At 32.7% G+C, this 17,298-nt stretch carries 11 protein-coding genes; 2 read left to right on the forward strand and 9 right to left on the reverse strand.

Translation table 11 applies throughout. The features are described 5' to 3' along the window. Nucleotides 1-119 precede the first annotated feature (119 nt). From ffh to OZP10_RS05440, 6 genes are all read right to left on the reverse strand, one after another. Nucleotides 120-1,484 (reverse strand): signal recognition particle protein, encoded by a 1,365-nt coding sequence (gene ffh / locus OZP10_RS05415; RefSeq protein WP_095929402.1) that lies wholly within the window; start codon nucleotides 1,482-1,484, stop codon nucleotides 120-122. Nucleotides 1,485-1,768: 284 nt separating this feature from the next. Then, complete coding sequence (locus OZP10_RS05420; protein ID WP_281633827.1) at nucleotides 1,769-3,451, reverse strand: MBOAT family O-acyltransferase; 1,683 nt, start codon at nucleotides 3,449-3,451, stop codon at nucleotides 1,769-1,771. Nucleotide 3,452: 1 nt separating this feature from the next. Next, the gene (locus tag OZP10_RS05425; RefSeq protein WP_281633828.1) at nucleotides 3,453-4,874 is read right to left on the reverse strand and encodes a GDSL-type esterase/lipase family protein; all 1,422 of its coding nucleotides are present in this window, start codon (nucleotides 4,872-4,874) and stop codon (nucleotides 3,453-3,455) included. Next, nucleotides 4,871-6,349: an SGNH/GDSL hydrolase family protein gene (locus OZP10_RS05430; RefSeq protein WP_281633829.1), complete on the reverse strand. Its 1,479-nt coding sequence runs from the start codon at nucleotides 6,347-6,349 to the stop codon at nucleotides 4,871-4,873. The genes OZP10_RS05425 and OZP10_RS05430 overlap by 4 nt, the downstream gene beginning before the upstream one ends. A 279-nt stretch (nucleotides 6,350-6,628) precedes the next feature. After that, nucleotides 6,629-7,255 carry an HmuY family protein gene (locus tag OZP10_RS05435; protein WP_281633830.1) on the reverse strand — a complete coding sequence of 209 codons (627 nt, stop codon included), beginning with the start codon at nucleotides 7,253-7,255 and terminating at the stop codon, nucleotides 6,629-6,631. Between the two features lie 26 nt (nucleotides 7,256-7,281). Then, on the reverse strand, nucleotides 7,282-9,348 hold the full coding sequence (locus OZP10_RS05440; RefSeq protein ID WP_281633831.1) for a TonB-dependent receptor plug domain-containing protein: 2,067 nt from the start codon (nucleotides 9,346-9,348) through the stop codon (nucleotides 7,282-7,284). A 105-nt stretch (nucleotides 9,349-9,453) separates the two neighbouring features. Between OZP10_RS05440 and OZP10_RS05445 the strand changes: the two genes are divergently transcribed. Further along, complete coding sequence (locus OZP10_RS05445) at nucleotides 9,454-10,356, forward strand: DUF6607 family protein (RefSeq protein WP_281633832.1); 903 nt, start codon at nucleotides 9,454-9,456, stop codon at nucleotides 10,354-10,356. 418 nt (nucleotides 10,357-10,774) lie between these two features. Here the strand turns inward: OZP10_RS05445 and argS are convergent, their stop codons facing one another. Continuing rightward, nucleotides 10,775-12,553: an arginine--tRNA ligase gene (gene argS, locus OZP10_RS05450; protein ID WP_281633833.1), complete on the reverse strand. Its 1,779-nt coding sequence runs from the start codon at nucleotides 12,551-12,553 to the stop codon at nucleotides 10,775-10,777. Nucleotides 12,554-12,882: 329 nt separating this feature from the next. Here argS and OZP10_RS05455 point away from each other — a divergent pair, with 329 nt between their 5' ends. Next, entirely contained in the window at nucleotides 12,883-15,303 is a 2,421-nt protein-coding gene (locus tag OZP10_RS05455; protein WP_281633834.1) for a TonB-dependent receptor, read from the forward strand. A 94-nt stretch (nucleotides 15,304-15,397) separates the two neighbouring features. Here OZP10_RS05455 and OZP10_RS05460 read toward each other — a convergent pair whose 3' ends face one another. Further along, nucleotides 15,398-16,069 (reverse strand): copper homeostasis protein CutC, encoded by a 672-nt coding sequence (locus OZP10_RS05460; RefSeq protein WP_281633835.1) that lies wholly within the window; start codon nucleotides 16,067-16,069, stop codon nucleotides 15,398-15,400. 136 nt (nucleotides 16,070-16,205) lie between these two features. Beyond that, nucleotides 16,206-17,213 (reverse strand): 3-oxoacyl-ACP synthase III family protein, encoded by a 1,008-nt coding sequence (locus OZP10_RS05465; protein WP_008464493.1) that lies wholly within the window; start codon nucleotides 17,211-17,213, stop codon nucleotides 16,206-16,208. Between the last annotated feature and the right edge of the window lie 85 nt (nucleotides 17,214-17,298).

Below are 17,298 nucleotides of genomic sequence, written 5' to 3' on the forward strand. Positions count from 1 at the left end.
TTAATTTTTGTTTCAGGCTTCAAGAGTTCACGTTAAAACGAAACTCTTAATATATTTAAGTGAAAAAGTTTCAAGTTTTGGTCTCTTAACTTGAAACCTTAAACTTGAAACTCTTTTTATTATTTCGGCATTCCTCCTGGCATACCACCCGGCATCCCTTTCATACCTCCCATCATTTTCATCAGATTTTTTCCGCCTGGGCCTTGCATCATCTTCATCATCTTGCTCATTTGGTCAAATTGTTTCATCAGCTGATTTACTTGCTCGACTTTAGTTCCCGAACCTTTAGCGATTCTAGCTTTTCTTTTTACGTCGATAATAGCTGGTTTGCTTCTTTCTCCTGGAGTCATCGAATAAATGATCGCTTCAATATGTTTGAAAGCATCATCTTCAATTTCTACATCTTTCATGGCTTTTGAAGCACCTGGTATCATTCCAACCAAGTCTTTCATGTTACCCATTTTCTTTACTTGCTGAATCTGTGTTAAGAAGTCATCAAAGCCAAATTCGTTTTTAGCGATTTTCTTTTGAAGTTTTCTTGCTTCTTCTTCATCAAATTGTTCTTGAGCTCTTTCAACAAGAGACACAACGTCTCCCATTCCTAAGATACGCTCAGCCATACGTTCTGGATAGAAAACATCAATTGCTTCCATTTTTTCTCCAGTACCAACAAATTTGATTGGTTTGTTTACAATCGATTTGATTGAAAGTGCAGCTCCACCACGAGTATCACCATCTAATTTGGTTAAGATAACTCCATCAAAATTCAAGATATCGTTGAAAGCTTTTGCTGTATTTACAGCATCTTGTCCTGTCATAGAATCTACAACGAACAATGTTTCTTGTGGCTGAATTGCTTTGTGAACACGTGCAATTTCGTCCATCATTTCCTGATCTACTGCAAGACGTCCTGCTGTATCGACGATAACAACATTGAATCCGTTTGCTTTAGCATGCTTAATTGCATTTTGAGCAATTTCTACAGGATTTTTATTTTCTGGTTCTGAGTAAACCTCAACACCAATTTGATCTCCCACAACATGTAACTGGTTGATCGCCGCTGGACGGTAGATATCACACGCTACAAGAAGTGGTTTCTTATTTTTCTTTGTTTTTAAGAAGTTTGCTAATTTTCCTGAGAAAGTAGTTTTACCAGAACCTTGAAGTCCTGACATCAAAATAACAGTTGGATTTCCTGATAAGTTAACACCAGCAACATCTCCACCCATTAATTCTGTCAACTCATCTTTTACCAGTTTTACTAATAATTGTCCTGGCTGTAAGGTTGTAAGTACGTCCTGTCCAATTGCTTTGTCTTTTACTCTAGCGGTAAAATCTTTAGCAATTTTAAAGTTAACGTCGGCATCAAGTAAAGCACGACGAACTTCTTTTAAAGTATCGGCAACGTTTACTTCTGTAATTTTACCGTGTCCTTTTAATATATGGAACGCTTTATCTAACTTATCACTTAAATTATCAAACATATCATTTTCTTTATTTGAAGTGCAAAGATAATCTAATTAGATATTTCAGGCAATTTTTATTTAGCTGCATTTAATTGCGAAGTACGCGAAGTTTTACGCAAAGAACGCTATGTTTTTTTTGCTCGCAATCCCGATAGCTATCGGGAGCGAAGTCGCAAAGTTTTTTTATGCAGATTTAAAAATCATTTTAATCCTTTTAATCTGTGGCAAAACAAAAAAAGGCGCAAAGAATAAAATCTTTGCGCCTTTGTGCCTTTGCAGCTATAAACCTTTGAATCTTAAATCTAGAACTGGAAATAAATAAATGGCTGTGAACCTGCAACAGCAGTTGCGTAAACAATCCAGTAAACAAAACCTAGAATTATCGCTTTTACTAATAATGGCGTTTTGTCAAAAATAGATTTCATTCCGTTGGTGAATGATTCTGGTAAAAAATGCCAAACGTAACCGAACAACATTAATCCGAAAACATTTTTATATCCTAAAACAATTGTTTTCCAAAGTTCTGGTTCAAATGTTAATTGACCGATGTTATTAATTACTTGTAATGCCGTTTCAAAATCTCTTGCTCTGAAGAAAATCCAACAGAAAACTACAAAATGGAACGTGATTACGATTGAGAAAAATCTCCATAAGAAATTCGGACTTTTATCTTTCTTCGAAGGAAAGAATTCCATAAATATTTTATGAACCGCTAATGCTAATCCGTGAAGTGCCCCCCAAACAATAAACTGTGCTCCTGCTCCATGCCACAAACCTCCTAAAAGCATTGTAGTAAACAGGTTGAAATTGGTTACTAAAGTTTGTTTTATTTTGCTTGAAAGTAAAAATGACAAAGCGAAAATTAAAATACTGACTCCTGCAATAATAAGCGGAATTACACTCTCATTATAACAAGACATTCCCCAAAGCAATAATCCGAAGAAAAATAAACTTGGGAATAAATATCCCGCGAAAGATCCATTACGGTTTCCTCCAATAGAAATGTATAAAAAGTCTTTTAACCAAGTTGAAAGCGAAATATGCCATCTTCTCCAGAAATCGGTAATCGAAGTCGATTTGTATGGAGTTCTAAAGTTGACTGGCAATTTAAATCCAAGCAATAATGCAATACCAATTGCCATGTCTGAATATCCAGAGAAATCACAGTAAATCTGAATGGCATATCCGTACGAAGCCATTAAGTTTTCAAAAGAAGTATAACTCATCGGCGTATCAAAAACACGATCGACAAAGTTTACCGATATGTAATTTGAGATAACTGTTTTCTTGATTAAACCTCCAATAATCAAAAACAAGGCGTTGTTAACATCTTGCTTTGTCAGATTTAATTTTTGATAAATCTGAGGCAAAAAGTCTTTTGCACGAACAATTGGTCCCGCAACTAATTGAGGGAAGAATGACACGAAGAATAAATATTCGATGTAATTCTTTGTCGGTTTAATTTCTTCTCTATAAATCTCAATAATATAACTCATAGATTGGAACGTATAAAACGAAATTCCAACAGGAAGAAAAACATTATGAAGTTCAAAATTACCATGAAACATATCGTTGTACGTCACGATCAAAAAGTTCATGTATTTGAAATAGCCTAAAAGTGCCAAATTCAAAATGACACTAATTACCAAATAAAATTTCTTAACTCCATCTCTGCTTTCTCGGTAAATAATCTGGCTCAAACCATAATCTACGACTGACGAAAGCAATAACAGCAGAAAATAAATCCCGCTTGATTTATAGTAAAAGAATAATGAGAAGAGAATAACATACGTTAATCTCAAATAAAATGTTTTGCGTAAAAAACCATACACAAAATAGAAAACCAGAAATAAACCTAAGAATAAACCGGTATTGAATAAAAGTTTTTCGTCTTCGTTGTAAACAAACCAACTCTTAACTTGTTCTATTGTAATTGCACCAAAATTTTGAATGAACCAATTATTAATGCTATCTATTGTTGTCAACTTACTTCTTTAATTTAAAATTATCGTATGATCTTAAAAACGCTTGAGCAAACAGATTTCCTTGTTTCTCGTATCCTTTTTTTGAATAATGAACCCAATCTGGCCCTATTAATCCTTGAACTTTCAATTGTCTGATTCCGCTCATGCCTCCAAACTCATCGTATAAATCCCAAACAGCAAAATCCTCTTTTTGGGCTATATTAATAATTTGTCGAGTGTAATCATCAATATATGTATTTGGTTTTCTTCTTAGCAAAGATGGCGGTGGTGTCATTACAATTATTGGCGCATCTATTTTCTGTGCTCTTACATTCTGTATAAATTCTCGTAATTCTTTAATATAACCTCCAGCATCCAATTTCTCGTAACTTTCATTTGTTCCTAATGAAAAAACCAATAAATCTGGATGTAACGATTTCAGCTGTTCAAAAAATAAAGGATATTTATTGTAATCTGAATATTTAGCTCCGTTTACTCCAATACTGCTATAAATAACTCCTGGGGCATCTTTTTCTAAAACAATTCCGTTTAACTCGTAATCTTTTGCTTCTTTATTCGGAATCAAGAAAATTCGGCTTAAAGCATTTTCTGAATTATAATAATGTGAGAAAGAATCTGATTCGATTGCCAACGGAACAAACTCTGACATTGAAATGGTCTTTGGCCTTGTTTCATTTGTTGAGATTTTTAAAGTTCTTCCTGCACGGATATTATTCGACTTTAAACGATTTTCTCTTTTAATCTCGGCAACAGAAACATTGTATTTATCTGCAATGCTTCCAAGCACTTCCCCTTTTTTAATTTTATGCGTAATGACTCTTCGTTCTGTTGTCTGAATAGAATTGATCTTAGAAGAAATAGCCAAATCAAACATATTCTGATTTTGAGGCGTAATAATTTTTATTGTATTGAATTTGTACGCTGGATCTTTTATGTTCATCTCCATTACAAATCCGCCTGAATCTCTCCAAAGACCAATACCGCTTAATCCAATAGGGCATTGCTTTACTGGGTAAATATTTCTATAGCTTTCCCAAGTTCTGTTCGATTTGAAACGTTCGTTATAAGATCCGTTTGTTCTGGCTAATTGATACGGAAAAACCATACCACGTCCTGCATTGCCAAATTGCTGCTGCAGTTTTTTTCTGATTTCATTCGTCATCAAATCACTTTGAATATGCGAATCTCCAATATGTACAATATTGATTTTCTGATTTTTCTGATCTTCATTTTTTTCCAGTTTATGAAAAAAATCACTTATCGCTTTTGCGTTATAAATCTGACCATCAGAAGGCGCATCAATTGCTGCGGTATCCACTTTTTGAATCATGCTTTTTGGTATTGGCTGTACATCTGTTTTTGGAGTTTTTTCATTTGTTGTAAAAAAAAGACAACAAAAGAAAACCATTAATTTATTTATCATACACTGTCTTTTGTTACTGAAACGGAATCGGGTTTGGCTCTTTTTACTGGTTTTGGCTTAGTCCCTTCAGCATCTCTTTTTTGTCTGAGTTCCTTATATTCTTCGTATCCTTTATTTAACTGTCCATAAAGTAAATTACCGATTGCTTTTGCACCGCGCTGGTTAAAGTGTGTGTAATCTTTATTGGCTTTGGCTGGAGTTTCATCAACCCATTTTATCATAGAACCATCTCCTCCCATTAAAGTATATAGGTTAACAAATCCTGCATGAGTTTCTAATGCATAATGCTTTTGCGCTTTCATTAAAGGAACTACTGCCGAATCGGTTTTCATTTCTAAATCATATTTTGTTGACTTGTCAGCAGTTGAAACAATTAGAATCGAAACGCCTGGAAATGATTCTTTTATTTTATTAACGGTTTTCGTCATTCCTTTTTCATACCAAGAATAATTTTTTGTGCCGTAATTTAAAACGTTGGTTCCATAATGCAGAATGATCAAATCGTATCTTAAGCTATTATTAAAAGCTCTCATTACATCGGCATTAAACGTCGAAATTGGAAGTCCTGAATTTCCTCGCTGAGAGAAATTATCAACATGAACTCCGCTTCCATTATCAAAATTAAATCCATAAATCGGAATAGAGTCTGCTTGTACAAAATTTGCTTTAAAGGCTTTTAAACTTCCTGATGAAACTTTTAGTGTGTTAACTAAACTATTTGGAGAAAGACTTTTCTTAAGCGTATCTTTTCCTATAATGAAATTCACTTTTCCAACCTTAGATGAACGCCCATAAAATAATGTTGCATTATCTAATGAAGTCGAATATTTATTCAATCCAGCTTCGTACTGAACCCAAGTTGAATTGGATCTATCATTGGCAAAAAACACATGTCCGTTAACTCCAAAAGGGCTCGTTGGTCTTTTTACATTTAAATAAGACTGCGTTTTCCAGTTTTTAGAATAAGTTGATTTTACAGATCCTCTCGATGCTGCAGATTCTGATGTAATAGGAACAAAACCAACACCGTTTCCTCCAAAACGTTCCTGATAATTGGTACGAACATCTTGCACGATTAAATCTCCATCGGTCATAGAATCTCCGTAATAAGCAATTCGAACTTTGTTCTGCGGATTTTTTTCTAACTGATACAACTTCTCATAGAAAGAAATCAGGTATTGATATCCTTTATAGTTTTCGAATGTTTCTGCAGGAAATTCAATTCCTTCTGTTTCATCAAAAACAATTTTCTGCCCGTTTAGCGCTTGCTCACTTTTTGCAATACTGTCTTTGTCTAGCGATAATGAATCGTCGGCAACAGATTCTAAAAGCATACTATCTATCAATATATTTTTAGAATCTAATTTAGTCTCCGAAAATATTTTATCTGGAAGGATTTGTTTAAACCCAATAAAAGCAACCAGCGCTAAAGCCACGATTGCAAAAGACTGAAAAAAATAAGACTTTGTATTCACTTAATAATTATAATAAAATATGAGGAACTGCATTCAAAAATTAAACCAATTCAATAATAGTTAACTTACTGCAGAAAAAATTTGTGCAAAGATAGAATAACATTTTGTTTCTATTTGATTTTAACAAGAAAGTAGAACAAAAAAAGAGGTTAGAAAAATTCTAACCTCCTTATCAAAAAAAAAATAAAAAAAACAAAGCTAATGATTAACTAGATTTTTGATGTTTTTTATTTAAGAGTACATTTTATAAAATAAACTATTCTAGATTATTATTTTTTATTAGAATGTAGTAGTGCTGTTTGCTTGGTAAGCAAAATTAAAAGTATAGTAAGGCGACTCCGAAGTTTGTGTTGGACTTGCAGGTGCATCTTTATAATAACTTAATATTTCAAATTTTGCATATTTACCATCGTGTGTTTTTACAACAAATACTTTTCCTGCAATAGGAGAAATGATATGAGTTTCTGCATTGTAAGAATACCAGCCTTTTCCACTTCCTGTCGGGATTGAATAAACAGTAGATGCATCTTGAGCAAAAGTACTAGAAGCAGGAAATGCTGTTACGTTTGCAAAAATACCTGAAACAATACTTACTGCTCCTTGTCCTTTTCTTTCTGGTTCTCCTGTATCAGTAGCACTAATTTTTGCTCCTCCATTAACAATAATTGATGTACCACGGAAAGCGATATCCCAACTATCGTCAGTTACAATTTTATTTTGGGAAAAACTGAATTTTGTAAATTCACCACCAACTGGTTGTCCTTGTCCTCCAGTTTGCGGAGCATAAACATTAGAAACTTTTGTTGTTACTACTGGTGCTACTTCATTTTTATCATCATCGCTGCTGCAAGATGCTGTAAAAATAAATAATGCTAAAAGCGAAAGTTTTAAGAATTTTGTTTTCATTTTGAAAAGGTTTAAATAAATATTGATTAAAAATTATATTGAATTCGTACAAAAAACTGTCTGCCTGCCAAGTTGCTGATTTGGCTTGGATCTGTAAAATCAAATAAATTATTTGCTCCTGCCTGAAGCATAAATTTATCTCCGATATATTTTGAAATTGACAGGTTTGTTAAGAAGTAACCATCGACAAATGTGTCATATTTGTCAAGTATCTGATTACCGTTTGTATCAAACATTCCGTATTTGCTTCTGTAAAAAACACGTAAGTTGATATCGGTTTTTATCTTAGGGATCGTGTAGGCGAATTTAACATTGGCCGTATGTTTTGATCTGTTAAACAATCCGAAATAATCCGATTTTTTAATTTGAATCGTTTGTAAATCCGAGTTACGGATGTATTGGTAATCTTGAAAATTATCCAGAACTGATTTGTCTTTTGCTGTTAAAAACTGATAGCCAAATGATACTGATAATTGTTTTGTAAAATCATAAGTTGAATTAAACTCTAGACCGTAAGTAAAGATTTTACTAATATTAAAATAACTGAAGACATTCTGACCATTCGTTTTTTGGGCAACAACTCGAGTATCAATTAAATTTTCTATTGAATTATAGAACGCATTGACGTCTAGTCTTAATTTGTTTTTTTTGTAAAAAGTTCCAAGATTGACATTTATTGAACTTTCTGGCTTCAACGGTTCACCAAAATTTACTCCATCTACTCTAGACAAAAGTTGCCCCTGTTCTTCAAGTTGATTCAAACGATCTTCTGCAACATTATATCCCAAAACCGTATATCCAACCGATGGATTTGTAAAATCAAAGTACAATTGACGAAAATCTGGTGCTTTGTAGCCATAACCAACAGAAGATTTTAAAGAAAAATTCTCATTAACCTTATAGTTGACTGCTAATTTTGGACTAAACTGTGAAGCATACTCACTATGATTATCATATCTAAATCCAGCAAGAACGTTCCATTTCTCAGTTGGATTGTAATCATATTGCAGGTAAATATATTGCGAATTAAAATTTACTTGCTTTTCAAAATAAGTTCTGTCTAAAGTCTCATAATTTAATCCAACTCCAGCTGTTAATTTATCATTCTTTAACGAAAGTGTTGTTCGAATTTCTGGTCGAACTAACCATTGATTGTAATAAGCACTCTCATATAAAGCGTTATTTTTATCATTTAAAAAGGAATCATTTTTGTAATTTGTGGTGTAAAACTCATATTCAGAATACACTTTTGAGCTCCATTTATGCTCAAATTTAATTTGCGAATTCCATTCTTTTTCTTTTGCATCACCCTTATAGTTTTCAGAATCGATAATTGCCACATTATCCATTTTCATATCATAAAAACGATTATTTACAATTAACTTTAAATTCTCTGAAAAATCGTAATATATCTTAGGCTGGATTGTAAAATTATAAAATGGCTCCACATTTTTTAGTGGCGTGCTTTTATCTAAATCATAACCATCTGTAGAATAAAAATTAGCAAAAAGATTAGCTGAAAACTTCTTCTTCTTCCACAACAAATTCGTGTTAGCATCATTGGTGTTAAAAGTCGCATACCTATAAGAAAGACTTCCTGTAAACGTATCTTTCTTTGGTCTTTTTGTAATTACATTTATTACTCCACCCATTGCTTCAGATCCATACAATGCTGAAGAAGCTCCTTTAACAATTTCTATTCTTTCTATATTTCCCACAGAAACCCTTGATAAGTCCAAAACACCAGCACTCCTACCCACTAACGGCACTCCATCAATTAAAATCATAGTATAAGCCGCATCCAATCCTTGCATTTGAATTCCTTCAAAACCACTTTCGTCAGGAATTAAAATAATACCGGTTTGTTCACTTAAAATTTCATTTAATCTTGTAACACCAGACTTCATAATTGCTTCAGACGTAATAATTGTCATAGGCAAAGGCAAAGATGAAAGCACTCTTTCTGTTCTAGTTGCAGTAGTAACTTTTACTTCCGATAATTCATTTGTTTCCACACTGTCTTTTTTAACATTCTGAGAAACAGAAATTTGACAAAAAAGCACAACAGCAAAAAGAGTAATTTTAAAGTTCATTATTTTTATTCAGTCTTAATAATCGATGCAAATATATAACTATTTTTAATTGTTCTAAATTAAATTTATATATTTGCGAAGAATTTAAAAACAAAACAATAAGTTATGATTTCAAAAAGCCTTTTTTTGTCAGCCGCTATGGCTTTAACATGTGGTCTTGGATTTAGTCAGGACAAGAAACAACAAGACATAAAATCTATTAAATCGATGTGTGGTTGTTATGAGGTGAAGTTCAATTTCACAGAAACTTTCTCTTACCCAAAAGATTCTCTTACTTATAAACCTTCTGAGACTAAACACGAATCTGCTTTAGAATGGGTTGAGCTATTAGAAGATACTCCAAACAAAATTGTAATGCAGCATTTACTTATTGTAAGTCCTGATATGATTATTAAACACTGGAGACAAGATTGGCTTTACGAAAACACAGACTTATATACTTTTGACAAAGGCAATTCTTGGAAATACAAGAAATTAGATAAAAAAGCGGTTAAAGGTCAGTGGACTCAAAAAGTATATCAAGTAGACGATAGTCCAAGATATGAAGGATCTTCAACTTGGGTACATGTTGACGGACAAGACTATTGGGCAAACGTTGCCGATGCACCACTTCCAAGAAGAGAGCAGACAAAACGTAACGATTATAATGTTTTAAAAAGAAGAAACATCCACGAAATCACTGCTACAGGATGGAATCACGAGCAAGACAATGACAAATTAGTTCGCGATGATGCAGGAAAAGATGTTTTATTAGCGCAAGAAAAAGGATTTGATGTTTACACTAAAGTTCCTGATTCAAAATGTATTGCAGGACAAAAATGGTGGAAGGAAAATAATGCTCTTTGGAAAAATGTTCGTGACAAATGGCAAACTCTTTTTGACAGACACCAAGATTTAAATCTAGAGGCTAAAGTTGATAGAAAAGCACTTTATTCTCTTTTATTTGATTTGAAACCAGATGCTTCAAAAGCAGAATCTGATAAAATCATTGACAAATTTGTTAAGTAATTAGAATTAGTTGTTATAAAAAAGCCAGAAGTTTCTACACTTCTGGCTTTTTTGTTTGTAAAAGACTGATCTTTCAGCGTGAAAAGTTATTAATACTCATCTTCTAAGAAACCTGTTCTTCTATGACCTTCATAAAGAATATCATATCCGGTTTTATCATAATCGAAAAAGCTTATTAATTCAAAATAGTTAAAAATAATAATACTAGGAAAAATATCTTAAAAAGCTCATAAACAACAAACTATACTATTACTGAACATAGTTTAAGCAACAAACTATTTTTATAATCATTTCTACAGGAGCAAAAATAAAGAAGTATATTCCTGCTTTTTATCCCTAAAAGCCAAAAAAGTAATAAAAAAAGCCAATAGTCTAAAACTATTGGCTTTTTTCACTGTTAACTGTTTAATCTTTTTTCCTACATTCTTTCTGGAACTTCAATTCCCAACAATTGAAATGCAGATTTAATCACGTCGGCAACTTTCTGAGAAAGCTGCACTCTGAATATTTTTTTTGTCAAATCAACTTCTCCTAAAATATGCACCGACTGGTAAAAAGAGTTATATTCTTTTACCAAATCATAAGTATAGTTGGCAATTAACGCTGGACTATGATTTTGAGCAGCGTTCTGAATCACTTCTGGGAAAAGTTCAATTTGTTTTACCAATTCTTTTTCCTTTTCATGCAATTCTTCAATCTCGATTTTGTTTGAGAAATCAAAATCGGCTTTACGGATTATTGATTGAATTCTCGCGTATGTGTATTGAATAAAAGGACCAGTATTACCAGCAAAATCAACAGATTCTTCTGGATTAAACAAAATACGTTTTTTAGGATCTACTTTTAAAATGTAATATTTCAAGGCACCTAAACCAATTGTTTTGTACAGTTTTGCTTTTTCTTCGGCAGAATAGCTGTCTAATTTTCCTAAATCTTCTGAGATTTGTTTTGCCGTATCGGTCATATCTTGCATCAAATCATCAGCATCTACAACAGTTCCTTCACGGCTTTTCATTTTTCCAGATGGCAAATCTACCATTCCGTATGATAAATGATATAAACTTGAAGCCCAGTCGAAACCTAATTTTTTAAGGATTAAGAACAATACTTTAAAATGATAATCTTGTTCGTTACCAACTGTATAAACCATCCCACCCACATCTGGCATATCTTTTACACGCTGAATGGCTGTTCCGATATCCTGTGTCATGTAAACCGCTGTTCCGTCAGATCGTAAAACAATTTTTCTGTCAAGACCTTCATCTGTCAAATCAATCCAAACAGAACCGTCTGGATCTTTTTCGAAAACTCCTTTATCTAAACCTACCTGAACAACATCTTTTCCTAAAAGATAAGTGTTGCTTTCGTAGTAATATTTATCAAAATTAACTCCAAGATTAGTGTAAGTTGTTGCGAAACCTTCATAAACCCATTCGTTCATTTTTTTCCAAAGCTCAATTACTTTTTCATCACCAGCTTCCCATTTTTTCAGCATATCTTGTGCTTCGATAATAATTGGTGCTTGTTTTTTAGCTTCTTCTTCTGTTTTACCAGTTTCTATTAAACCATTTATTTCAGCTTTGTAAGCTTTATCAAACTCTACATAATATTTACCAACTAATTTATCCCCTTTTAAACCAGAAGTTTCAGGAGTTTCTCCGTTTCCGAATTTCTCCCAAGCCAGCATCGATTTACAGATATGAATTCCTCTATCGTTGATAATTTGAGTTTTGTACACTTTTTTACCAGAAGCTTTTAAAATCTCTGCAACAGAATATCCTAATAAATTATTACGAACGTGTCCTAAGTGTAAAGGTTTGTTGGTATTTGGAGAAGAATATTCTACCATAACTGCCTTTTCTTCAGGATTTGGAGCTACAAAACCGAATTGTTTTTGGTCTTTTATTCCATTAAAGAAATCTAGATAATAACTATCTGAAATCACAATATTCAAGAAACCAGAAACTACATTAAAGCGAGCAACTTCAGAAACATTTTCTACTAGATAATTTCCAATTTTATTTCCCAATTCAGCCGGATTACTTTTAATCACTTTTAGCAAAGGGAAAATTACCATCGTAATATCTCCTTCAAACTCTTTTCTAGTAGTTTGAAACTCGATTTTATCAACAGTAACATCAAATAATGCTTGTATTGCTTTTTGTATAGAAGGTGTAAGAATTTGTGATAATGACATGTAAACTTATTTTAAAGTGAGCAAAGATACTGCTTATTCATCAATTAGAGAAAATCAAAAACATATTAAATTCAAGAAAAGAGTTTCAATTTGACAAAAAGATAGAGATATTAATTATTAAAATTATCAAAAACCCAAAAGCGTAATCTCTTACAAAACAGTCTATGAGAAAAAAAATATACTTTTTTCTTGGATTTCTTGTAACATATCAACCGTAAAAGAGTCTTAATAGAGACTTTATTTTTTTTTGAAGTCAGGGAAAACAAAAAAGAAAAAGCTAACAAAACGAAATCATCATCAATCAAATCAAAAATAATCAGTAAAAAATCATGAAATTAAAACTCTTTCTGTTTGCGTTATTAGGTATAATCGCAACAGCACAGGCCCAGAATGCTGGAAGTATTTCTGGAAAAATTACAGAAAAATCGAACAATGCACCAATTTCTTACGCCACTGTTTCGCTTAAAGAAAATGGAAAAGTAGTTTCAGGCGTTAATACAGACGATAACGGAGACTTTTCATTTAAAAATATTGCTTTAAAAAGTTACACGATCGAAATTCAATACATTGGATTTAGAAAATATATCGGTTCTATCCTTTTGAGCGAAAACAAAAAAAATGCAACTGTAAATGTTTCTTTAGAAGAAGAAGCAACTCAGCTTAAAGGTGTTAACATTGTTAGCGAACGCTCTACTATCGAACAAAAAATTGACAGAAAAGTAGTTACAGTTGGAAAGGACTTAACAACTGCAGGAGCTTCGGCATCTGATATTATGAATAATATTCCTTCTGTAAATGTGGATCAAGACGGAAAACTTTCGCTTCGCGGAAATGATAATGTTCGTGTATTAATTGACGGACGCCCTACAAACATTGACCCTGCTCAGTTATTGAAACAGATTCCATCAACTTCAATTAAAAAAATTGAGTTAATTACTAATCCAAGTGCCAAATATAACCCAGAAGGAATGTCTGGAATCATTAATATTATTTTGCATAAAAATGCTAACACAGGTTTTAATGGAAGCTACAGTGGTGGTATTACTTTTGGTGAAACTGCAAAATACAATCAGTCTTTAGATTTGAACTATAAAACAGGGAAAGTAAATTTCTTTGGAAATGTGGGGCAAAACTTTGGAACATACCATAATAAAGGTTTTATCCAAAGATTTGATGAAGATATTACTCAAAATATAGATGTTTTGAATGATAATGAGTCTTATTTATACAAGATTGGTATGGATTATCTAATTGATGATCACAACACTTTATCTATTTATACCAACCAAAACAAATCTGACGGAAAAGGTTATGTAGATACTAATATCGATTACAATAATGTAACTGGTTCTGACATTTCAAATATTTTGCAAAAGTCAAAATATTGGGGACCAGACCGAGTTGGAACTTATAATTTAGCTTACAAACACATCTTTAAAAAAGAAGGCCATACTTTAGATTTTGAAGCAAATTATAGTGATAATAAAGAAACACAAAATGCTTCTTTTGATACAGAAACAACAAAAACAGACAATACTGCTGGAAATGTTTTCTATGAAGATTATTTAAAAGGAACCAGAAAATTAAGTACTGTAAACATTGATTATGTTAATCCATTAAACGAAAAAACAACGCTTGAAGCTGGAGCTGAAGCAAGAATCACAAGAACAGAAAACGATTATATTACCGGAAATCCTTTACTTCCTGTAGCAGATCAAACATCTCACTATACTTATGACACAGATATTTATTCTGCTTATGTAACATTTGGACAGAAATTTAAAAAGCTAAGCTATCAAGTAGGTGCACGTTTTGAAAGCTACAAAGTACAAGCAAATTTAAATTATGGAAAAGAGAAATTTGATGATGATTACATCACTTTATATCCATCGGCATATTTGACCTATAATTTGACTGAGAAAAATACTTTGCAATTAAGCTACAGCCGTCGTGTAGACCGTCCGAGTTTAGAGCAGACAAAACCTATTCGTGAATTTGCAACTCCACTAGTAACTTCAATAGGAAACCCAGAATTAAGACCTCAATTTACTAACTCTATCGAAGTAAATTATACTAAAACGCTTGAGAAAGGAAGCTTTACAGCGGGTGTTTTTGTGAGAAGCATTAATGATCAAATCAGCAGGATTTTATATCCAGATCCTAACGATCCAAGTGAGCAAAAGCAAATTATGAGTTATACAAATTTTGATCATAATACTGCCTACGGATTTGAAATGTCATTCAATTATAAAATTACAAAATGGTGGGATATTCAGCCATCGATTGATTTTTCAAGCATTGATCAATCAGGAGTTATATATGCCTTTATTCCAGAAGAAAATAAAATTGGACCAACAAATAAAACCGTTACTGTTGCCGCATTTAATGGACGTATGAACTCTAATTTTAAAGTAAACAAACGCTTAAGCTTCTTAGCTTTCGGATTCTATAGAGGCGCTACTGACGGGCTTCAGAACAATAGCCACGAAATGTACAAAATGGATATTGGTACGCGTTATACGTTGCTAGACAACAAAATGAATTTAAGTGTTCGTTTCAACGATGTCTTCAATACTATGAAATATGCTTTCGACACATTAAATCCTTATCCTCAAGCAGGTCAGTTTAAATGGGAAAGCCAAACTGTTTATTTTGGTTTAACTTACAACTTTGGAGGCGGAAAAATCAAAAATTTACAGCGTAAACAAAGAGATGATAACACTAATAAAGGCGGGGGCGGAATGTTCTAATCTCACCTAAGAAGATTTTTTTAATACTATTTTAAATAATTTCTTGTAGAAAAAGTCTGGAGATTGCCACCTCCAGACTTTTTTATTTTTAGTTCTATAAAAAGTTACACAATTCCTTTATTTCTTCTGGATTTGCAGTTTCTGAGTTATCTGTAATTGCAGACGAATGATAAAAAGTAAGATCTAATTTCTCTTGCAATAATTTTATATTTGAAGATCGTAAACCACCTCCCGGCATAATTTCTATTCGATCTCCTGCCAACTCTTGAAGCCTTTCTAAAGCCAAAATTCCTTCTTCTACATTTACACCTTGACCTGAAGTCAAAATGGTTTTGAAGCCACAGTCAATTACATCTTCAAGTGCTTTTTCAGGATTTTTAACTACATCAAACGCACGGTGAAAAGTACACGATAAAGGATGCGCAAGATGCACCAATTCTTTATTCTGCTTTTTATTAACTTTTCCGTTTTCTTTTAAAATTCCGAAAACAAAACCGTCAACCCCTAATTTTTTATATTGCTTAATATCTTGTTTCATTTCGGTAAGCTCTTCATCCGAATAAACAAAATCACCTCCACGAGGTCTTATAATAACATGCATTTTTATATTTATGCTTTCACGAACTTTTACTACCAAAATAGAATTTGGAGTAGTTCCTCCCAGTTTCATATTTTCACATAGCTCAATTCTATCCGCACCGTTTGCCTGAGCAATCAATGCCGATTCATAATTAAAACAAGCTATTTCTAGTTGATTTTTTTTCATTTAATAGAATAATTTCTTCGGTTTTGTTATTGCAAAGAACAACAAAAATTGTGCAATTTATTTTTCAATACTAAAGTATAAAAAAACCTGCTCCCAATAAGAAGCAGGTTTTAAATATAATGTAAGATGAATTAATTTACCATTTAATAATAGCGCTTGCCCAAGTAAATCCACTTCCGAAAGCTGCTAAAACTACAGTGTCTCCAGATTTGATTTTTCCCTGTTCCCAAGCCTCAGTCAAAGCAATCGGAATAGACGCTGCCGTTGTGTTTCCGTATTTCTGAATATTGTTGTGAACTTGGTCGTCTGTCAACTTAAATTTATTCTGAATGAATTGAGAAATTCTCAAATTCGCCTGGTGCGGAATCAGCATATCAATATCTGAAACCTGAAGACCATTTGCTTCTAATCCTTCATTGATTACTTCTGCAAAACGAACAACAGCATTTTTAAATACAAATTGTCCGTTCATATAAGGATAATAACTTTCGTCGTTTGGATCGTTATCTGCAATAATATCAGTTACCCAGCGAGCTCCCATTCCTGGTGCTTGTAATGCCAATTCTTCTGCATGCTCTCCTTCAGAGTGCAAATGCGTAGATAAAATTCCTTTTGTCAAATCTTCTTCACGGCTTAAAACTGCTGCTCCTGCTCCATCTCCGAAAATTACAGAAACTCCACGTCCACGAGTGGTCATATCTAATCCTGTAGAGTGAACCTCAGAACCAATAACCAAGATATTTTTATACATTCCAGTTTTAATGTATTGATCTGCAACAGATAATGCATAAACAAAACCAGAACATTGATTTCTAACATCTAATGCTCCAACTGTCCTTAAACCTAAATCTCTTTGAACCAAAACTCCAGGTCCTGGAAAATAATAATCTGGACTTAATGTAGCAAAAACTACAAAATCAATATCTTCTTTGGCAACACCAGAACGTTCTATTGCAATTTTAGCTGCTTTTACTCCCATTGAAGTCGTAGTGTCTTCTCCACGAATGATGTGTCTTCTTTCCTGAATTCCAGTTCTTTCCTGAATCCATTCATCATTGGTATCCATTATCTTAGACAAATCATCGTTAGTCACTACATTGGAAGGAACATAATATCCTAAACCAGCTATTTTTGAATGATACATACTCTATTATTATTTATTAAAAAATTGGATTGCAAATTTACGCATACTTTAAAATATACGTACACAAAATACTATTTTTTTCGTT

This window comes from Flavobacterium luteolum (assembly GCF_027111275.1).
Taxonomy (GTDB): Bacteria; Bacteroidota; Bacteroidia; order Flavobacteriales; family Flavobacteriaceae; genus Flavobacterium; species Flavobacterium luteolum.

Excerpts from the sequence above, each read along its gene's own strand:
- OZP10_RS05445 (WP_281633832.1), top strand. The coding sequence starts at position 9,454 with ATGATTTCAAAAAGCCTTTTTTTGTCAGCCGCTATGGCTTTAACATGT.
- OZP10_RS05435 (WP_281633830.1), bottom strand. The coding sequence starts at position 7,255 with ATGAAAACAAAATTCTTAAAACTTTCGCTTTTAGCATTATTTATTTTT.
- argS (WP_281633833.1), bottom strand. The coding sequence starts at position 12,553 with ATGTCATTATCACAAATTCTTACACCTTCTATACAAAAAGCAATACAA.
- OZP10_RS05440 (WP_281633831.1), bottom strand. The coding sequence starts at position 9,348 with ATGAACTTTAAAATTACTCTTTTTGCTGTTGTGCTTTTTTGTCAAATT.
- OZP10_RS05465 (WP_008464493.1), bottom strand. The coding sequence starts at position 17,213 with ATGTATCATTCAAAAATAGCTGGTTTAGGATATTATGTTCCTTCCAAT.
- ffh (WP_095929402.1), bottom strand. The coding sequence starts at position 1,484 with ATGTTTGATAATTTAAGTGATAAGTTAGATAAAGCGTTCCATATATTA.
- OZP10_RS05425 (WP_281633828.1), bottom strand. The coding sequence starts at position 4,874 with ATGATAAATAAATTAATGGTTTTCTTTTGTTGTCTTTTTTTTACAACA.
- OZP10_RS05460 (WP_281633835.1), bottom strand. The coding sequence starts at position 16,069 with ATGAAAAAAAATCAACTAGAAATAGCTTGTTTTAATTATGAATCGGCA.
- OZP10_RS05455 (WP_281633834.1), top strand. The coding sequence starts at position 12,883 with ATGAAATTAAAACTCTTTCTGTTTGCGTTATTAGGTATAATCGCAACA.